This window comes from Deltaproteobacteria bacterium (assembly GCA_019912665.1).
Classification (GTDB): Bacteria; Desulfobacterota; GWC2-55-46; order GWC2-55-46; family GWC2-55-46; genus UBA5799.
This window is the reverse complement of the sequence record JAIOIE010000020.1, coordinates 13273-29873: the sequence shown is the minus strand read 5'-3', so window position 1 is coordinate 29873 and position 16601 is coordinate 13273. Positions and strand designations below refer to the sequence as shown.

Genomic DNA, 16601 nt, shown 5'->3' with positions numbered 1-16601 from the left:
CCCGTTCCGCTCTTCCAGAGAAAACTGCCCGCCGCGGAACCCGGCAAAACGCGCGGGAGCCGATAGCTCCCGCGCGCAGTTCCGGAATAGAGCCTTAGTGGCCGAGGCCGCCCATCTCCTTCTCTATCTCCTTGTCGACCGAGGAGAGGTGGTACTCTTCAGAGTAGCCGCCCTCGGGCTCCTTGAGGAACACGAGACAGAAGACGAAGCTTATGAAAGCGCCGGCTGATATTATGAAGAAGAACTGCTTCGAGGAAACGAAGGTGAGGACGAAGAGATAGAAGACGGCGCCGACGTTGCCGTAGGCCCCTGCCATGCCGGATATCTGACCGGTAAGGCGCCTCTTTATGGAGGGTATTATGCCGAAGGTCGCGCCCTCGGCCCCCTGCACGAAGACCGAGCAGCATATGGTCACTATGACCGCGAGCACGAGCGGCCACGACGAACCCATGAGGCCCATGAAGAAGAAGCCGCAAGCTATGCCGAACATGTAGACCATCATGACCACTTTCCTGCTCGTAAACCTGTCTGATATGAGCCCGCCGAGCGGCCTTGCGAAGAGGTTCACGAAAGCGAAGGAAGAGGCGATGAGTCCGGCCTGCGCCGCGGACAATGTCCAGGTCTGCTCGAAGAAGGCCGGGAGCATCGAGACGACCGCGAGCTCCGCGCCGAAGTTCGCGAAGTAGGTGGTGTTGAGGGCCAGGACGCTGTTGAAGGGGTATTTATCGTCCTCGGGCACGCCCTTCTTGAGTATCGGGATGTTTACGAGAAGCACCTGTATAAGCTGCCATATGACGATAGCGGCAATGACCAGATAGCAGACATACGCCCAGCCCGCGCCCATGTAACCCGAATTCTGTATCCTCCAGACCAGTATCACGAGTATGCCGACCATCGGGACGGTCGATATGAGGAGCTTTACCATGTCGCCCCAGGTGCTTACCTCGAGGGCCGCGACCTTCCTGGGCTTCCTGTGTATGCTGCCAGCCGGGCCGTCGGTGATGGCGAACCAATAGAAGACTCCGTAGGCCGCCATTATGATGGCGCTCACGGCAAGGGCGTACCTCCATCCCTCGGCGCCGCCGAAGAGATAAAGCGCGATGTACGGGAGGGTCATGGCCGCGCCCGCGGAGCCGAAGTTGCCCCAGCCCGCGTAGAAGCCCTCGGCAAAGCCTATGTCCTTGGGCTTGAACCAGAGGGCCGTCATGTGGATGCCGACGACGAAGCTCGCGCCTATGGAGCTGAGGACCAGCCTCGAGGCCAGGAGCTGCGCGAAGGAGTTCCCGAAGGCGAAGACCAGGGCCGGTATGGCCATAATGACCATGAGGACCGAGAAGACCCTCCTCGGCCCGAACTTGTCGAGCGCCATGCCGGTTATGAGGCGGGCCGGGATGGTGAGGGCCACGTTGCAGATTGCCAGGATCTTCACGTCCTTCATAGTGAGCCAACCGAGGCTCTTCATCATGGTGGTGGCCAGCGGCGCCATGTTGAACCATACGAAGAACGAGATGAAGAACGCTATCCAGGTGAGATGCAGCGCCTTTATTTCAGGGTTCTTGTATTTGAAGAGATCTGATACTTGCATTATCCGCTACCTCCTGCTTTTCTCTTCTGCTACGGCTTGGTGTTTATACGGAGCCTATGTATGAAGTACGAGGACCGGGCACTTGGCGTGGCGGACGACATACGCGCTCACGCTTCCGAGCACCATGTTGTCAAGGATGCCGCCGCCGCGCTTTGATACTACCATGATGTCTGGCTGCTTGTTCCTGGACGTCTCGATTATCATCCTCCTGGCATCGCCGTTCGCGAGGATGACGTCCACGTCGAAACCCTTGCCGGTTATGTACCTTGCGGTCTTCATGAGGAAATCATGCCCATCAGAGCGCTGCTTCTCGAATATCTCCTCGTTTTCCATGCTGGCGTCGCGGGCCCCCTCGACGACCATCAAGAGGACTACTTCCGGTTTTGCGAGCTTGAAAAGGTCCAGGGTCTTATCCAGCGCCTTTTGAGCGTTTTCAGAGCCGTCGTGACAGAACAGTATCTTCATATCTCCTCCGGTATGGCTGCTATTGGCTTATGACCAACTGCAATTAAAAACCGGTCTCCCGGAGGCGGGTAGCGGTCATTCGGCCTGATATCCATGTTTTCCCCCTGCATTCGCGAGATTTGTCGACCGCCCCTGACCGGTGTGAACGGCCTGACTGATTCATTCCAGAGCGCAATACAATAAATGCCCACCTATCAGCATATTTAGCAATATGCATACCAAAAGGGTTGGGAGCAGGCGTTTCCACCAGAACCCATTGATTTAAAATATAAATTTACGGACAAGACCGCGACTGGGCAGGACGCCGAAGGCAGACCGATGTTACCAGGAAGTAACACTTCAAGATCAGGCCAGCAGACCTTAATCGCAAAAAGATTAAATTTCCATTAAAAATCGCAGCATAAGAGCAATGTTACGGACTCGTAACATTGCTGGGAGGGTAAATGCGAGGTGTTACGGCGGGTTCTCAACGCGGCAGATGGTATCGGGCCGGCGATACTGATAAGCGAGTTATAAAGTTTTTGGCCGCTCACTCCTTTGCCAATAAAAGCGGGCGCCCCCCATTATTCCAGCTCGGTCTCCCGGAGGCGCCTCTCATACTCCTTTGCCTTGGACTCGTGATCGATAGTAAGGGATTCGAGCTCGTCAAAGAGCTCGTCTATCCTCTGGCGCGCGCCGTGATAGGACCTCGATTGCGCTGAGATCGCCTCTCCGTCCCCGCGCTCGGATGCAAGGAGGAGGGACTGGTTTGCCTGCTCGGCCTCCTTCTCGAGCGCGACGATGAGACCCTCGACCTCGGCTATCCTCTTCTCGATAGGGCCGAGTACCCTGCCCTTCTCGGATACAATCTCGGCCCTGAGCTTCCTCTTCTCTTTCCTGTTTACGGGCCTCTCGCCGCGCGCCGCCGAGACCGCCTTTACCTCCTCGACGGCCTCGCTCTCCCATCCGACCTTCTCGAGGAACTCGGCATAGGAGCCCTCGAATACCGATACGGCCTCGCCGTCGAAGACTATAAGCCTCGTCGCCAGCGAGTTAAGCACGAGCTCGCTGTGCGTTACTATAAGCACCCCTCCTGAGAACGCGTCGACCGCCTCTATGAGGGAGTCGACCGATTCCATGTCAAGGTGGTTCGTGGGCTCGTCAAGCAGAAGGAGGTTCGCGGGGCTGACGAGGAGCTTACTCAACAGCACCCTGGCCCTTTCGCCGCCCGAGAGGACCTCTATCCTCTTCAGGGCGGAGTCACCTTCGAACATCATGGCCCCGCATATTTTCCTCGCGGCGCCGCGGCTTAAGTCCTGGTGCGAAGAGAGGACCTCCTCTTCGACGGTCTTTTGAGGGTTGAGCCTGTCTATGTTCGTCTGCCCGAAGTAGGCCATCCTGGTGTTCTGGCTTCTGGCGACCGTGCCGCTAAGCGGCGCGAGCTCGCCGGCAAGGAGGTTCAAGAGCGTCGTCTTACCCCTGCCGTTTTTCCCTATGATGCCGACGCGGTCTCCCTTCGCGAGCGCGAAGCTCAAGTCCTTTACGAGTAGCGGGCCGCCGCCGAAGCCGAACGAGAGGTCTTTGGCTTCGAGGAGGTACTTGCCCGGAAAGGGCGCCTCGTTAAAGGAGAAGTCGAGTTCCCTTATATCGGCGAGCTTCTCAAGCCTCTCCTTCTTTTCCAGGGCCTTTATCCTCGACTGCACGGCCCTGGCCTTTGTCGCGGAGGCCCTGAACCTCGAGATGAACTTCTCCGTCTCCTTCCTCTTACGCTCGTCGTTCTCGCGTGTCTGCTCGTGGACCTCCTCTTCCCTGAGTATCTGTGAGTACAGCTTTCCGGTCGGGCCCGAGACCTTCCTTACGCGCGCCCTGTGTATGCCCATGGTGTGGGTGGTCACGCCGTCCATGAAGTCCCGGTCGTGGGTTATCATCATAAGCGCGCCGTTCCAGTCACGCAGAAACCGCTTGAGCCACCTCATCGAGAGTATGTCCAGGTAATTAGTGGGCTCGTCAAGCAAAAGCACGTCCGGCTCGGAGACCAGCACCTTCGCGAGGTTGAGCCTCACCTGGTAGCCGCCCGAAAGAGCATGGGGGCTCGCCTCGAAAAGCTCCTCTCTTAGCCCCAAGCCGGCAAGGACCGTCTCCGCCTTGTAGGTCTCGTCGATCCAGTCCTCGTTCTTGGGGAGCCCTGAGGCGGCCTCCTGCAGGACGGTCGGCTTCTGGAAACTCAGCCTCTGCGATAGGTGGCCTATCCTGAAGTGCCCCGGATAGGAGACGCCGCCCTCGTCCGGGTCGACTTCCCCCAGAATTATCTTAAAAAGGGTGGTTTTGCCGTGGCCGTTCCTCCCTACAATGCCGACCTTTTCGCCGGGTGAAACAGTGAAATTGACGTCCTCGAAAAGGACCTGCCCGCCATACGATTTGGCAAGCCCGCTTACCTTGAGCATTTATCGACTCCGTTCAGTAATGGGTTTCATTTTACAGCAGAAGGGGGCCTTTTGGAAGGATTTCAGGCCGGCTTGAACCTGGGTCTTTCGATACGCCGATAAATAACAGCTTGCTGAAAAACTCCGTTTTTATTCAGGCTGCTCAAAAAGCTCCAGATGCGAGGCGTCGAGGAGCGAGGAATGAGGCGTACTTTTCGTGTACGCCGGAGTGTCAAGCGACGAAGACAACGACGCAGATGGACTTTTTCAGCAGCCTGCTAGTTCGAGCGGCCCTTCAGCTTTCAAGCACGACCTTCAGGGCCTTCTCCTCCCTTGCGTGCGAAAAGGTGTCGTAAGCCTTCATTATCTCGTCGAGCTTGAAGCGGTGCGTGACGAGCTTTTCCGGATGGAGGGTCCCGGACTGCACGCTCTTAAGTAGCATGGGTGTCGTCACCGTGTCCACGAGCCTTGTCGTCAGGGTTATGTTCCGCGACCAGAGCCTCTCCATATGGAGGTCTACCGGCTCGCCGAAGACGCCTATGCTTGCGATATGGCCGCCCGGGGCTATTATCGATTCGCAGAGCTCGAAGGTAGAGGGCACGCCGACCGCTTCAATAGCGACGTCCACTCCCCTGCCGTCCGTAAGCTCCATAATCCTCTCCGCAGCCTTTCCGTCAGACAATACCGTGTCGGTAGCGCCTAGCTCCTTTGCCGACGCGAGCCTCCCGGCGTCGGTATCGACCATGATTATCCTGGCAGGAGAGTAGAACTTGGACGTGAGGAGGGCCGCAAGGCCTATCGGGCCCGCGCCTATGACGGCCACAGTGTCGCCCGGTTTTATCTCCCCGTTAAGAACGCCGCACTCAAAGCCGGTCGGGAAGACGTCCGACAGCATCACCAGCGCGTCCTCGTTCATGCCCTCGGGTATCCTGTAAAGGCTATTGTCCGCGTGGGGTATCCTCACGAACTCGGCCTGGGTGCCGTCTATGGTGTGGCCGAGTATCCACCCGCCTTTTTCGCAATGCGAGTACATGCCTTTCTTGCAGTATTCGCAGGTGCCGTCCGAGGTGATGCAGGATATGAGCACCCTGTCCCCTTTCTTGAAGTTCCTTACTCCGCTACCGGTATCTTCGACGACGCCTATGCCCTCGTGCCCGAGAATCCTCCCGTTTTCGACTTCCGGCACGTCTCCCTTCAATATGTGTAGGTCCGTGCCGCAGATAGTGGTCCTCGTGACCCTGACTATGGCGTCCTTGTCTTCCCTCAGGACAGGTTTCGGCCTCTCTTCCCATGCCCTCTTTCCCGGGCCGTAATATACGAGCGCTTTCATGCGCACCTCCTTCTTAAAGCAAAGAAGAACGAAATTCGCCTCTTATTTCAGTCTATTCCCGGCATTGCGGTTGTCAAGAAGGCCGAAGCCGGATTGAAAGGGCCTGTTTGACAATGGATGGCCTTAGGTGATAGCTTACCGGGCATCCATGAAATCGGCCCTCCTCATATTGCCGGCGGCCTGCTGGCTTTTCATCTTTCTCGGGTTCCGCAGGAAAGGCTCGGATGCGAGGGCGGCATTCCTCGGGGCGTCCGTCGTCTGGGGCCTGATGCTCGCGGCATCGAGCGAGGTCCTGAGCCTTTTCAGCGCCTTCAATTCTTTCTGGATAGCGGCCTCATGGGGGGCCTTTGCCGCCGTTTCCATTGTCCCGGCCTTTTTCGGTCCGCGCGTTAAAAAGGAACGCGGGGCGGAAGAAACCGCCCCGGCCGGCAAAGCCGGGGTATACGCGATTTCCTGCATCTCTCTTATCGCAGCTATTACTCTCATTATCGCGCTCGCCTCGCCCCCGAACAACTGGGACTCCATGACCTATCACATGAGCCGGGTGGCGCACTGGCTCCAGAACGGGTCCGTCCATCATTATCCGACGAATGTGCTGAGGCAGATACACTTAAGCCCCGGGGCAGAGCTCGCAATAGCGCATGTAATCGCCCTGGGCGGGAGCGACAACCTCGCGAACCTCGTCCAGTGGGGCGCGATGCTCGGTTCGCTCATCGGGGTCTCGCTCATCGCGAAAACGCTCGGGCTTGGGGCCAGGGGCCAGGCGTTCTCGGCGCTTGCGGCAGCTACCCTTCCCATGGGCATACTCCAGTCGACCAGCACCCAGAACGACTACGCGCTTTCGTTCTGGCTCGTCTCCTTCTTCTACTGGGGGGCGCTCTTTGCAAGAGAGGGCGGGACCCGGAAGGCATTCATTTCGGGCGCGGCCCTGGGGCTCGCAATCCTTACCAAGGGCACCGCGTATATATACGCCTTCCCTTTCCTCGTCTGGTTCGTACTGGAAGGCGCGTCAAGGCAGAGGAAAACATTCGTGGGGCCAGCGGCCGTGATAGCCGCGCTCGTGCTACTCATAAACGCGGGGCACTATGTGAGGAACCAGGCGGTATTCGGCAGCCCCTTGGGCCCCGGCGCCGAATCAGAGAGCCAGGAATTCACCTACACCAACTCAAGGTTTTCAGCAGGGACGCTAGCTTCTAACGGGCTCCGGAACGCGGCCATCCACATGGGCCTCCCTTTCCAGAGCGCGAACCGGGCGGTGGAGGGCGCGGTAGTCTCCATGCACCGCTTACTGGAATTGGACCCGCAAGACAAGGCTACCACCTGGGGCGGGACGGCCTTCCGCATTGGGACCGAGCTTCACGAGGACCTTGACGGGAACCCGGCGCACATTCTATTGATAATCGCCGCGCTCGCCTCATTGCCGTTCATCGGGAAGCGGCTGGCGCGTAAAAAAACGGCGCTGGTCTATTCGCTATGTATCGTCTCGGGGTTCCTCCTTTTTTCGCTCCTTTTAAGATGGCAACCCTGGCACAGCCGCCTCCACCTGCCGCTTTTCGTGGCCGCCTCGCCCCTCGTAGGCATGCTCTTTTCTTTTACGAAGAGAGAAGCCGTTCCGTTTATCGCTGCGTCCCTGCTCTTTCTCACCTCGCTACCCTGGCTCCTTTTCAATTACCAGCGTCCGCTCCTCCCGTATAACGGCTTCTCGGTTCTTACGGCCGACAGGGTGGATATTTATTTCAGGGCGAGGCCGGAACTCAAGTGGAAATACATCGAGGCGGCCGGGATAATACTCAGGCAGGACTGCACTGACCTGGGGCTTATGCCGGGGGCGGGGGACATGTGGGAATACCCGATATGGCCGCTTCTTGGGGACCGGAAGTTCCGGCTAGAGCACGTGGATGTGAAAAACGAGTCTGCCGGGCTCGGAGACCCGGACTGGAGGCCCTGCCTTCATCTCCGACTCTGATGCGGGCCATTCCCCGTTGGTTTTTCAGAAATTAGCGAGTTCGTCCTGGAAGGCCTTTTTAAGCGAGGCGAGCGCGCAATTGAGCGCGTCTTTTGAGTAAGGCTCCGGAGCGCCGCTTCCCCAGACAGGGCCGGGCCATGCCCGGTCGTCCTTATTTCTCCCTATCACATGGATATGGAGCTGCGGGACGATATTCCCGAGCGCGCCGATATTTATCTTGTCCGGCTTGCATAGCTTCTCAATCGCCCTCGATGCTGCGGCTATCTCTTCAACAAGGATAGCCCTGTCCGCTGCCGTAAGGTCGTGAAGCTCCCTTACGCCCTCGCTCATGGGGACGAGTATGACCCAGGGGAAGGACGAGTCGTTCATGAGAAGCGCCATGGAGAGCCTCAGGCGGGTTATCTCGAAGGTATCGTTGATGAGTCTTTCGTGTAGGGTGAAGGGTTTCATTTGGGAATTTTATAAATGGATTAGATGGCCGATTTTTGGTCCCTCTCAGGTCCTTCTTTCGTGGATAAGCTGGTTTACCTCCGCGACCACCCTCTCGACAATGTCCTTCTCCGCGACCTTGCCGACCTGCCTGCCCTTCACATAGAGCATCCCTGAGCCGTCGCCCCCGGCTATTCCGATATCGGCCTCAACGGCCTCTCCGGGGCCGTTCACGACACAGCCCATTATGGCGACCTTTATCGATTCCGTTACCTTTGAGAGCCGCTTTTCAACCTCTCCAGCGATGCCTATGCTGTCGAACTTGAGCCGGGCGCATGTGGGGCAGGATATGATACGGACCCCGCGCTCGCGTATCTCAAGGGCCTTCAAAATCTCCCACCCTGCCCTTACCTCGTCCACCGGATCGCCCGTAAGCGAGACCCTGAGCGTGTCGCCAATTCCCTCTGAGAGGAGTATGCCGAGCCCTGCGGCGGATTTGATGCTCCCGGCAAATGGGGTGCCGGCCTCGGTTATGCCTATGTGAAAGGGATAGTCCACCTTCTCCGCGAGGAGCCGGTAGCTATCCACCGTAAGCGGCACGCTTGAGGCCTTTAGTGACACCTTTATCGCGCTGAAGTCCATGTCCTCGAGTATCCGGATATGGCGGATCGCGCTCTCGACGAGCGCCTCCGGAACCGGATGCCCGTATTTCGAGAGGATGTCCTTTTCGAGCGAGCCCGCGTTCACGCCTATCCTTATCGGAACGCCCCGTTCCTTAGCGGCCTTTACTACCTCCCTTGTCCTTGCCTCCGAGCCGATGTTGCCGGGGTTTATCCTCAGGCAGTCGGCGCCGCTTTCAAGGGAAGCCAGGGCGAGCCGCCAGTCGAAATGGATGTCCACGACAAGCGGGATGGAAATGGACTTCTTTATTTCCGCGATTGCCCCGGCAGCAATCATATCAGGGACCGCCACCCGCGCTATCTCGCAGCCGGCGGCCTCGAGAGCCTTTATCTGGGCTACGGTCGAGCGCACGTCGGCGGTATCCGTGCAAGTCATCGATTGTACGGTTATCGGGGCATCGCCCCCGACCCTTACGCTTCCGACCCGTATCTCCCTTGTTTTTCTCCGCGCCATGCCTTCCCTTAAGGAAACCACTTGATTCGTCCAATTTCCTTACGAATATACTACAATCGTTCTTTCATTTCACTCAATTAAAAGGGGGCCTTGACCGGCAGATTGAAAAAATATATCCTGAGTCACTTATGAAAGGCATGATGATAGATGAGATTCCGGGTCTCGGGCCTGAAGGCGCTTACCTGAGTTTAAAAGGGCTCGGGAACGCGTTCATAATCCGGAACCCCCGTGGACCGGGTTACTCATTTATCGGCGCGGGGCCGAAAAGAGTCATAAGGACTGAGAACTCCGTCACCTCCGTAGACGGCAGGCCCGGGGCTTACGCAGACCCGTTCGAGGCCATATCAGCCGTCCTCAAGGAGGAAGTAAGAACAGGCGGAAATGACCCCTTCCCTTTCAATGGCGGTATAGCGGCCTACTTCTCATACGACCTCAAGGGCCTTATAGAGCCGGAAAGGGCCTTTGCCAAAAAGGACGGCCCCGGCATACCGGACTGCATCGCGGGTTTCTACGACCCTGTTTTCGTGTACGACCATGGAAAGGGGAGCGGGTTCCTGGTCTCTGCATCCGGCGTGGAAAAAGGCTTTAATGAGTTCAGGCGGATGCTGCTGGCCGGGGCGAAAACCGTGCCGTGGAGGAATGTCGAAAAAGCCCGGGGGATGCGATCGGAGGTCCCGGTCGAGGAATACGTCAAGGCGATCGGGCGGGCAAAGGAATACATAAGAGCAGGAGACATCTACCAGATAAACCTCTCTCAGAGGCTATCCTTCGAATGGGCAGGAGACCCTCTTTCCCTTTTCCTTTTGCTCTCAGAGAGGCATCCCGCGCCCTACGCCGCGCTCATGGATTTCGGGAGCTTCCAGATAGTCTCCAACTCCCCTGAGTGCCTTCTCCGCGTAAAGGACGGATCTGCCGAGACGCGCCCCATAAAAGGGACCAGAAGGCGCGGAAAGAACGAGGCCGAGGATGCGGGGCTCATAAAAGAGCTAAAGGCCAGCGCGAAGGAGGCCTCCGAGCATGTGATGATAGTGGACCTCGAACGGAACGACCTCGGCAGCATTTCCGTCCCAGGTACAGTAGAAGTAAGCTCGTTTGCGGAGGTCGAAAGCTACCCGCACCTGCACCATATGGTCTCGACCGTGAGGGGAAGGCTTAAGGACGGCATCGGACCGGCAGCGGCATTGAAAGCCATGTTCCCCGGCGGCTCCATAACGGGCGCCCCGAAGATACGGGCAATGGAGGTCATCGACGAGCTTGAAAGGTCGAGGCGCTCCGTCTACACGGGCGGCATCGGCTGGTTCGGCTTGAACGGCGGCGCGGAGATATCGATTGCCATAAGGACGGCGGTATGCATGGACGGGGTGCTTCACCTTTCAGTGGGCGGCGGCATAGTCGCGGACTCGGACCCGATGGACGAATACATGGAAACCCTGCTCAAGGCCAGGGACTTTCTGGACGCGCTGGGGCTTAAGGAGGGGACGGAATGAGGCTATGGGTCTACATTGACGGGAAGGTCCTTCCTGAAGAGAAGGCGGCGGTATCGGTATTCGACAGGGGCCTCTCGTACGGTGACGGCCTGTACGAGACGCTCAAGGCCAAAGACGGCAGGCCCCTTTTCCTCAGGGAGCACATGATGAGGCTCAGGGCCGGGGCCCGCTTCCTGGGCCTTCCATCAAGCGGCTTGAAGGCTTTCGAAAAAGTCATAATGGACGGGGCAATCGAGGCGCTGCTTAAAAAAAACGGGCTCGTCAAAGGAGAGTCCTATGTGAAGCTCATGCTTACGAGAGGGCCTGACAGGGCAAGCCACCTCCCCTCAAGGGGCCTTAAGCCCACTCGCATCATAATAGTCAAGCCGCTCGATTCCATATGGGTCGAGCGCGTCGCCAAGAGGGGCGTAAGCGCCATATTCGTAGAGGACATAGCGCCTCCGCTTCCGGGTGTTAAGTCCCTCAACTATTTACCTAGCGTGCTTGCCAGGATGAGGGCCGAAAAAGAGGGGGCATTCGAGGCCATATTCGTAAAGGACGGTCTCCTCACGGAAGGGAGCTCGTCCAATGTCTTCCTGGTAAAAAATGGAAGGCTCATAACCTCTCCTCTTTCGGCAAAGCCCTCTACCGGCGTGCTGGCCGGGGTCACAAGGGAGAATGTAATAAGGCTCGCCCGTAGGCACTCCATCCCGGTCAGGGAAGCGCCAATAAAAGCCGGGGATATCTCCTCCTTTGACGAGGCCTTCATAACCAACTCCATAATAGACGCGATACCCCTTATAAAGGCGTCCGGAAGCATGATCGGAGACGGCAGGCCCGGCCCGATTGCAAAACGCATCCGGGCGCTTTTAAAGGGGCTTGCACAGCCCCCCTTCCGTCCTTGATTTCCCCGGTTCGATAGGCTATATTTCCGCAATGGAAACCCCCGGAAAATGCGACCTGAATTCAAGGGAAGCAAGGGAGCTTGAACAGAAAAGGCTCCAGCTTGCCGTCTTTACCGATCTCGGGAAGGCGCTCACCTCCTCGCTGGACCTTAAAGAGGTCCTTAATAGCGTCATGGAGAAGATTAGCGAGCTCCTCCATCCCAAGAACTGGTCCCTCCTCCTCCTTGACGAGTCTACAAATGAGCTCAAGTTCGAGATAGTCGTAGGCAAGGGCTCTGAGAGGATAAAGGACCTGAGGCTAAAGCTCGGAGAGGGCGTGGCCGGATGGGTCGCGAGGGAGAGAAAGCCGTTGCTCGTTCCGGACGTCGGGAAAGATCCGCGCTTCTCGAAGAAGGCGGACGAGATGTCAAACTTCACCACGCAGTCGATAGTCTGCGTGCCGCTTGTGACCCGCGGCAAGTGCCTGGGGGTCATAGAGCTCATAAACAAGGTGGAGTACGAGGCCGGCTTCTCAGAGGACGACCTCCTCATATTGACGACACTCGCCGACTATTCAGCAATTGCCATCGAAAACGCCATCTTCTTCAACCGCGTCCAGGAACTCACCATTACAGACGACCTAACGAGGCTGTACAACTCGAGGTTCCTTCACTCGAGGCTCGAGTACGAGGTCGAGAGGGCGCGCCGCTTCAAATACGACCTCTCGATGATATTCTTCGACCTCGACTACTTCAAGGAAGTGAACGACACGCACGGGCACCTGAGGGGCAGCAAGCTCCTCCAGGAGATCGCCCAGCTCATACTCTCTATGGTCCGGAATGTGGACATGGCGTGCAGGTACGGCGGCGACGAGTTCATCATCATGATGCCGGGCACGCCTAAAAAGAGCGCAGTCACGGTAGCCGAGAAGCTCAGGAAAATGATCAGGGAGCACGTGTTCCTTATGGAAGAGGGGCTCAATCTTCAGCTCACCGCAAGTTTCGGCGTCGCCTCGTTCCCCGAGGACGCAGCCACCAAAGAGGACCTGATACACGAGGCCGACAACGCAATGTACCGCGTAAAGAACAGGACAAGGGACGGGGTCGGCGAGGCACGGAAAGAGGAACCTGAAGGAGGAATGGTAACGAAATGAAAAAACTACTGATGCTCGCCGCGGCGGTTCTCCTCGCCGGGTGCATGAATGTCACGAAGACAGAGGGGACGAAGATAGACAAGGCGAAGGTGCTGGAGATCAAGGCCGGCTCCACCACAAGACAGGCCGTCATAGGCGCGTTTGGCACGCCTACGGAAGTCAGCTTCGAGAACAATGAAGAGCGGATGATCTACAGGTTCAAGGAGAAGAAGGTCCCGGCATACATGGGCGGCATAGTGGAGAACGAGGCGAAGAGCAGGGAGTCCGTGACCATCCTCGAGCTCGTCTTCAGGGACAACATCGTCTGGTCGTACAGGTACAAGAGCTCCGAGAACTGAGCGCCTCCCGATTTGGCGCATTTGCGGACGCGGCTAGAGGGACCACGCCCGGTCCGCGCGTTTTCCGCGAAAAGCTTGTTGGCAAAAAAAAATCTCCCTGGAGGGTCCTCCAGGGAGATAATGTCCTCAGATAATACCTATATTAGCGGGGGAAAGACCTATTCCGTAGCCCTCTTAAGCACCTCGTCCTTGCATGCCTTCGAGAGCCTGAACTTCACGGCCTTTTTGGCCGGTATCTGTATCTCTTCGCCGGTCCTCGGGTTCCTGCCGGTCCTGGCAGGCCTGTCGACCAGCACCAGTTTCCCCAAGCCGGGCACGGTGAACTGGTTCTTGGCTTCGCTGTACGCCAGTTCCGCCATCTTGGTCAGCACATCCTTGACCGATTTCTTGGGAACGCCCGTCTCCCTTGCGAGATGGTCCTCTATCTGCGACTTGGTCATGGACTTCGACATACACACCTCCGGTTCCTGCGGATTTTTTGCCGGTCTGGGCCGGCGGGCGGTAAGACAGGGCTGCGGTCCTTATGTCTCCCGGGATGCCGGGCACCCCGGATTTGTTAACACAATTATAGATGAATTCGGCGTGAAATCAAATGCCGAAAAAAAAGGAGACGGGGCTTTAGCCCCGTCCCTCGCGCTTACTCTTCTTTCTTCTCGGCCTTTTTGGCAGGAGATTTCCTTGCCCTGGGTTTGGCTGCGGGAGCGTCTGCGCCTTCCGCCGCCTTGGCCGGGGCCGCTTTCTTTGCGGCTGCCTTCTTCTCGCCTGAAGCCGCCTTCGGCTTGGCCGGAGCCTTTGCCTTCCTTACTGTCGTCTTCTTCGCCGCCTTTGCCGGCTGCTGCGCCTCGGCTGCTGCCGCGGCCCCCTCCACGAGCTCGATAAAAGACATCGGGGCGTTGTCGCCGGGACGGTTGCCCAGCTTCAAGATCCTCGTGTAGCCGCCGTTCCGCTCCTTGTACTGCGGGGCGACGTCCGAGAAGAGCTTATCGACCGCCACCTTGCTCCTCATGAAGGCCATGGCCCTTCTCCTCGAAGCGAGGCTGCCGTTCTTACCGAGCGTTATCATCCTCTCGGCATAGCGCCTCAAGACCTTTGCCTTTGGGGTTGTGGTCTTTATCCTCCCGTGCATGACGAGGTCGTTCGTCATGTTGGCGAGCATGCTCTTCAGGTGGCTGAAGCTCCTGTCGAACCTCTTTTCGTCCCTGTTATGTCTCATTACTCAATCCCCTTAGGCGGTTTCCTTGTGTTCCGAGTGCATGGCGTCGAGCTCTTTTCTCGACGGGAAGTTCTCGATCTTCATGCCGAAATCCAGCTCCATGCCGCGGAGTATTTCCTTTATCTCGTTCAGAGACTTCCTGCCGAAATTCTTGGTGCGGAGCATCTCCTGCTCGGTCTTCTGGACCATTTCGCCGATGTATTTTATGTCGGCGTTCTTGAGGCAGTTGGCCGACCTCACGGAGAGCTCGAGCTCATCCACGGTCTTGAACAGGTTGTCATTAAACTGTGGCTTGCCCTCTCCCCTTTCGGACGGGGCCTCCTCGGTCTCCTCGAAGGTTATAAAGACGCTAAGCTGGTCCTTGAGCACCTTTGCCGCCACGGCGACCGCGCTCTGCGGGTCTATGGCGCCGGTCGTCCAGACCTCAAGGACGAGCTTGTCATAATCGGTCCTCTGCCCTACCCTTGCGTGGGTCACGTTGAAATTTACCCTGCTCACCGGCTGGAATACCGAGTCGATGGGGATGGTCCCTATCGGCATCTCGGGGAGCTTGTTCCTCTCTGAGGGGACATATCCCTTCCCGGTGTTTACGGCCAGTTCGCAGTCGAACTTCGCGTCCTTGGAGACGGTGGCTATGTGCTGCGAGGGGTTCAGTACCTCTATCGTTGGATCTGTTATAATGTCCCCGGCCGTGAGCACCCCTTCGCCGTTGGACTTCATCCTCAGGGTCTTGGGCCCCTCGCCGTGGAGCTTGAGCTTTACCTGCTTGAGATTCAGTATTATATCGGAAACGTCCTCCTTGACCCCGGGGATCGAGGAGAACTCGTGAAGTACGCCGTCTATCTTTACTGATGTTATCGCCGCGCCCTGTAGCGAGGAAAGGAGTATCCTCCTGAGGGCGTTGCCTATCGTCACGCCGAAGCCCCTCTCCAGCGGCTCGGCGACGAATTTACCGTATGTCGGGGTAAGCGTGTCTTTCTCTACCTCCAACTTCTTCGGTTTGATAAGTTCACGCCAGTTTTTCTGCATGGTTTACCCATCCTTTTTTAAATTGTAGTGACCTGAAAAAATGGGTTTCCGCCGGCGGAGACTCCGCCGGCGGCAGGTCTTAAGGACTGATTATTTGGAGTAGAGCTCGACTATGAGCTGCTCGTGCATCGGAAGCGTAGTGTCTTCCCTCCTCGGGGGCCTCGTCACCGTGGCCTTGAGGTTGTCCTTGTCGAGCGAAAGCCACTCCGGTATCCCATGCCTGCTCTCGGCCGCCTTGAGGTTATCGGCGATCCTGGCTTCCTTCTTCCTCTTCTCCGTGACTTCAATTATATCGTTCTGCCTGACCCTGTAGGACGGGATGTCCACCTTCCTGCCGTTCACGCGGAAGTAGCCGTGGGTCACCATCATCCTGGCCTCGCTCCTTGAGCCGCCAATCCCGAGCCTGTATACGACGTTGTCGAGCCTGCTCTCGAGAAGCGATATCAGGTTCTCGCCCGTGATGCCCTTGGACCTGTCAGCGTCCTTGAAAGTCGTCCTGAACTGGGACTCCATGAGTCCGTATACCCTTTTGACCTTCTGCTTCTCGCGGAGCTGCAGTGCGTACTCGGAGACCTTGCTCCTGGCCTGGCCGTGCTGACCCGGCGCATAGCTCCTTCTCTCGAAAGCGCACTTGTCGGTGTAGCAGCGCTCGGCCTTGAAGAAGAGCTTCATCCCCTCGCGCCTGCAGATCTTGCAAACAGATTCAGTATACCTTGCCAACTTGCATCCTCCATTGTCTCGGCGCGTTTACGCCGAATATGCAAAATTCTTTTTTTCTTTTATACCCTGCGCCTCTTCGGGGGCCTGCAACCGTTGTGCGGAAGCGGCGTTACGTCCCTTATGAGGCTTATGCTGAACCCGGCAGCCTGGAGCGCACGGAGCGCCGCTTCCCTGCCGGCGCCGGGGCCGTTTATGAAGACCTCGACGGTCTTGACGCCGCTGTCCATCGCCTTCCTGGCCGCCGTTTCGGCCGCAACCTGGGCGGCGAACGGGGTGCCCTTCCTCGAGCCCTTGAAGCCCTGCCCGCCGCAGCTCGACCATGCGATCACGTTCCCTGCGGGGTCGGTGATGGTCACGATCGTGTTGTTGAAGGTGGACTTTATGTGGGCGACCCCCCTGGATACGGACCTTTTTTCCTTTTTGGCCTTTGCCATTTAACTCCTCCGAAACTGGCTATTCAAAAATATTATCGACTTATGGGCATTCA

At 57.6% G+C, this 16601-nt stretch carries 16 protein-coding genes; 5 read left to right on the top strand and 11 right to left on the bottom strand.

All coding sequences use genetic code 11. The annotated features are described in order from the left end of the window. Positions 1–94: 94 nt before the first annotated feature. The 4 genes from K8I01_09025 to K8I01_09010 form a co-directional block, all read right to left on the bottom strand. The gene (locus tag K8I01_09025; GenBank protein MBZ0220557.1) at positions 95–1585 is read right to left on the bottom strand and encodes an MFS transporter; all 1491 of its coding nucleotides are present in this window, start codon (positions 1583–1585) and stop codon (positions 95–97) included. A 54-nt stretch (positions 1586–1639) separates the two neighbouring features. Beyond that, a complete protein-coding gene (locus K8I01_09020) occupies positions 1640–2050 on the bottom strand; it encodes a universal stress protein (GenBank protein MBZ0220556.1) in 411 nt (136 codons plus the stop codon). Between the two features lie 563 nt (positions 2051–2613). Continuing rightward, a complete protein-coding gene (locus K8I01_09015; GenBank protein MBZ0220555.1) occupies positions 2614–4473 on the bottom strand; it encodes an ATP-binding cassette domain-containing protein in 1860 nt (619 codons plus the stop codon). A gap of 274 nt (positions 4474–4747) precedes the next feature. Beyond that, a complete protein-coding gene (locus tag K8I01_09010) occupies positions 4748–5782 on the bottom strand; it encodes a zinc-dependent alcohol dehydrogenase family protein (protein MBZ0220554.1) in 1035 nt (344 codons plus the stop codon). A 127-nt stretch (positions 5783–5909) separates the two neighbouring features. Here K8I01_09010 and K8I01_09005 point away from each other — a divergent pair, with 127 nt between their 5' ends. Next, positions 5910–7748 carry a glycosyltransferase family 39 protein gene (locus tag K8I01_09005; GenBank protein ID MBZ0220553.1) on the top strand — a complete coding sequence of 613 codons (1839 nt, stop codon included), beginning with the start codon at positions 5910–5912 and terminating at the stop codon, positions 7746–7748. 24 nt (positions 7749–7772) lie between these two features. Here the strand turns inward: K8I01_09005 and K8I01_09000 are convergent, their stop codons facing one another. Then, on the bottom strand, positions 7773–8198 hold the full coding sequence (locus tag K8I01_09000) for an HIT family protein (GenBank protein MBZ0220552.1): 426 nt from the start codon (positions 8196–8198) through the stop codon (positions 7773–7775). A 45-nt stretch (positions 8199–8243) separates the two neighbouring features. Continuing rightward, the gene (ispG, locus tag K8I01_08995; protein MBZ0220551.1) at positions 8244–9311 is read right to left on the bottom strand and encodes a flavodoxin-dependent (E)-4-hydroxy-3-methylbut-2-enyl-diphosphate synthase; all 1068 of its coding nucleotides are present in this window, start codon (positions 9309–9311) and stop codon (positions 8244–8246) included. 128 nt (positions 9312–9439) lie between these two features. Between ispG and pabB the strand changes: the two genes are divergently transcribed. From pabB to K8I01_08975, 4 genes are read left to right on the top strand one after another with little or no spacing between them, the layout of a single operon-like run. Next, positions 9440–10798, top strand: coding sequence for an aminodeoxychorismate synthase component I (pabB, locus tag K8I01_08990; protein ID MBZ0220550.1), 1359 nt, complete (start codon positions 9440–9442; stop codon positions 10796–10798). Continuing rightward, positions 10795–11682: an aminotransferase class IV gene (locus K8I01_08985; protein MBZ0220549.1), complete on the top strand. Its 888-nt coding sequence runs from the start codon at positions 10795–10797 to the stop codon at positions 11680–11682. Before pabB ends, K8I01_08985 begins: the two co-directional genes overlap by 4 nt. A 31-nt stretch (positions 11683–11713) precedes the next feature. Beyond that, positions 11714–12814 carry a sensor domain-containing diguanylate cyclase gene (locus K8I01_08980; GenBank protein MBZ0220548.1) on the top strand — a complete coding sequence of 367 codons (1101 nt, stop codon included), beginning with the start codon at positions 11714–11716 and terminating at the stop codon, positions 12812–12814. Beyond that, positions 12811–13152, top strand: coding sequence for a hypothetical protein (locus tag K8I01_08975; GenBank protein MBZ0220547.1), 342 nt, complete (start codon positions 12811–12813; stop codon positions 13150–13152). Before K8I01_08980 ends, K8I01_08975 begins: the two co-directional genes overlap by 4 nt. A gap of 158 nt (positions 13153–13310) precedes the next feature. Here the strand turns inward: K8I01_08975 and K8I01_08970 are convergent, their stop codons facing one another. The 5 genes from K8I01_08970 to rpsK form a co-directional block, all read right to left on the bottom strand. Continuing rightward, positions 13311–13604 (bottom strand): HU family DNA-binding protein, encoded by a 294-nt coding sequence (locus K8I01_08970; GenBank protein ID MBZ0220546.1) that lies wholly within the window; start codon positions 13602–13604, stop codon positions 13311–13313. A gap of 185 nt (positions 13605–13789) precedes the next feature. Continuing rightward, a complete protein-coding gene (rplQ, locus tag K8I01_08965; GenBank protein MBZ0220545.1) occupies positions 13790–14365 on the bottom strand; it encodes a 50S ribosomal protein L17 in 576 nt (191 codons plus the stop codon). Positions 14366–14377: 12 nt separating this feature from the next. Beyond that, positions 14378–15394: a DNA-directed RNA polymerase subunit alpha gene (locus tag K8I01_08960; GenBank protein MBZ0220544.1), complete on the bottom strand. Its 1017-nt coding sequence runs from the start codon at positions 15392–15394 to the stop codon at positions 14378–14380. Positions 15395–15484: 90 nt separating this feature from the next. Beyond that, positions 15485–16114 carry a 30S ribosomal protein S4 gene (rpsD, locus tag K8I01_08955; protein MBZ0220543.1) on the bottom strand — a complete coding sequence of 210 codons (630 nt, stop codon included), beginning with the start codon at positions 16112–16114 and terminating at the stop codon, positions 15485–15487. Positions 16115–16173: 59 nt separating this feature from the next. Further along, complete coding sequence (rpsK, locus tag K8I01_08950; protein MBZ0220542.1) at positions 16174–16548, bottom strand: 30S ribosomal protein S11; 375 nt, start codon at positions 16546–16548, stop codon at positions 16174–16176. Positions 16549–16601 lie beyond the last annotated feature (53 nt).

Excerpts from the sequence above, each read along its gene's own strand:
- K8I01_08960 (MBZ0220544.1), bottom strand. The coding sequence starts at position 15,394 with ATGCAGAAAAACTGGCGTGAACTTATCAAACCGAAGAAGTTGGAGGTA.
- pabB (MBZ0220550.1), top strand. The coding sequence starts at position 9,440 with ATGAAAGGCATGATGATAGATGAGATTCCGGGTCTCGGGCCTGAAGGC.
- K8I01_09000 (MBZ0220552.1), bottom strand. The coding sequence starts at position 8,198 with ATGAAACCCTTCACCCTACACGAAAGACTCATCAACGATACCTTCGAG.
- rplQ (MBZ0220545.1), bottom strand. The coding sequence starts at position 14,365 with ATGAGACATAACAGGGACGAAAAGAGGTTCGACAGGAGCTTCAGCCAC.
- rpsK (MBZ0220542.1), bottom strand. The coding sequence starts at position 16,548 with ATGGCAAAGGCCAAAAAGGAAAAAAGGTCCGTATCCAGGGGGGTCGCC.
- K8I01_09025 (MBZ0220557.1), bottom strand. The coding sequence starts at position 1,585 with ATGCAAGTATCAGATCTCTTCAAATACAAGAACCCTGAAATAAAGGCG.
- K8I01_08985 (MBZ0220549.1), top strand. The coding sequence starts at position 10,795 with ATGAGGCTATGGGTCTACATTGACGGGAAGGTCCTTCCTGAAGAGAAG.
- ispG (MBZ0220551.1), bottom strand. The coding sequence starts at position 9,311 with ATGGCGCGGAGAAAAACAAGGGAGATACGGGTCGGAAGCGTAAGGGTC.
- K8I01_08975 (MBZ0220547.1), top strand. The coding sequence starts at position 12,811 with ATGAAAAAACTACTGATGCTCGCCGCGGCGGTTCTCCTCGCCGGGTGC.
- K8I01_09010 (MBZ0220554.1), bottom strand. The coding sequence starts at position 5,782 with ATGAAAGCGCTCGTATATTACGGCCCGGGAAAGAGGGCATGGGAAGAG.
- K8I01_09020 (MBZ0220556.1), bottom strand. The coding sequence starts at position 2,050 with ATGAAGATACTGTTCTGTCACGACGGCTCTGAAAACGCTCAAAAGGCG.
- K8I01_09015 (MBZ0220555.1), bottom strand. The coding sequence starts at position 4,473 with ATGCTCAAGGTAAGCGGGCTTGCCAAATCGTATGGCGGGCAGGTCCTT.
- K8I01_08980 (MBZ0220548.1), top strand. The coding sequence starts at position 11,714 with ATGGAAACCCCCGGAAAATGCGACCTGAATTCAAGGGAAGCAAGGGAG.
- K8I01_08970 (MBZ0220546.1), bottom strand. The coding sequence starts at position 13,604 with ATGTCGAAGTCCATGACCAAGTCGCAGATAGAGGACCATCTCGCAAGG.